The 603-nt window shown below is 61.9% G+C and carries 1 protein-coding gene; it reads left to right on the top strand.

Annotation, left to right across the window (positions count from 1 at the left end):
- Window positions 1-116 precede the first annotated feature (116 nt).
- On the top strand, window positions 117-491 hold the full coding sequence (locus tag EBL84_RS16720; protein WP_123141808.1) for an IS3 family transposase: 375 nt from the start codon (window positions 117-119) through the stop codon (window positions 489-491).
- Window positions 492-603 lie beyond the last annotated feature (112 nt).

Here is a 603-nt window from a genome sequence, read left to right as displayed (position 1 = left end):
AATCGCCGGCTCAAGCACATGTACGCGGATCTGAGCCTGGATCACAAGATCCTGAAGGAGATCGTCGAAAAAAAGCTCTGAGCGCCAGGGCGCGGCGCGCCCTGGCGGGTGAGTCCATGGCCGAGGGTGTGAGCAAGCGGCGCGTCTGTCGACTGCTCGGGCTGAGCCGTTCGGTGCTTGACTATCACGCCCGCCCGCGTGACGACGGGCCGCTGATCAAGGCGCTGAGCGCGCTGGCCGAGCGTCATCCATCCGCCGGGTTCCGCAAGCTCTATGTGCGGCTGCGCCGCGCCGGACATCCCTGGAACCACAAGCGGGTCTGGCGGGTGTATTGCGCGCTCAAGCTCAATCTGCGGCGTCGGCGCAAGCGGCTCCGGGCGCTCCGCCCGCCGCAACCACTGGTGCAACCGATCCGTCCCAACCTGCAATGGTCGGCCGATTTCATGAGCGATGCGCTGAGCAGCGGCATGAGTTATCGGGTAGTGCCCTGACTGATAGGATTTTGAATCGCTCGATGTTTTTGAGCTTTCCCGCAATGAATCACACGCACATCGTAGCGTTGTAGTGATGAATGAAGTTCCAGAGTGCACCCAGATGGTTTTC

Origin of the sequence: Marichromatium sp. AB31, assembly GCF_003718685.1 — a bacterium.
Taxonomy (GTDB): domain Bacteria; phylum Pseudomonadota; class Gammaproteobacteria; order Chromatiales; family Chromatiaceae; genus Marichromatium; species Marichromatium gracile.
The sequence above is the reverse complement of the archived record's forward strand: the minus strand, read 5'-3'. Positions and strand labels throughout refer to the sequence as shown.

Excerpts from the sequence above, each read along its gene's own strand:
- EBL84_RS16720 (WP_123141808.1), top strand. The coding sequence starts at position 117 with ATGGCCGAGGGTGTGAGCAAGCGGCGCGTCTGTCGACTGCTCGGGCTG.